The organism is Sphingomonas sp. Leaf25 (assembly GCF_001421635.1).
In the GTDB taxonomy this organism is placed as follows: domain Bacteria; phylum Pseudomonadota; class Alphaproteobacteria; order Sphingomonadales; family Sphingomonadaceae; genus Sphingomonas.
The window spans coordinates 1-293 of the sequence record NZ_LMKU01000002.1 but is presented as its reverse complement, the minus strand read 5'-3'; the positions used below and the strand labels follow the sequence as shown (position 1 = coordinate 293).

The window sequence follows — 293 nt, the reverse complement described above, 5'->3', positions numbered from 1 at the left end:
GCTTGAGCTTGTTGAAGAAGCACTCGACCTGATGGCGTTCCTTGTAGAGGCGCCAGTCGATGGCCGGCCTGGCGATTCGGTTGGGATGGGCCTTTATGTGTGCGCTCGCTCCAAGATCGTCGGCGATGAAGGCGCGTAGCGCGTCGGCGTCATAGGCGGCATCGGCAATGACGTGACCTACGCCCTTCAAGCCTGCCAGCAATGTCTCGGCCTGGGGACGATCGGCCCATTGCCCGGGTGTCGGATGAATGCGGATCGGCAGGCCGATGGCGTCGACCGCAGCGTGCAGCTTG

1 pseudogene is annotated in these 293 nt (G+C 63.1%); it reads right to left on the bottom strand.

The features are described 5' to 3' along the window. A pseudogene (locus ASE78_RS00535) lies at nucleotides 1-293 on the bottom strand (transposase); the annotation flags it as partial.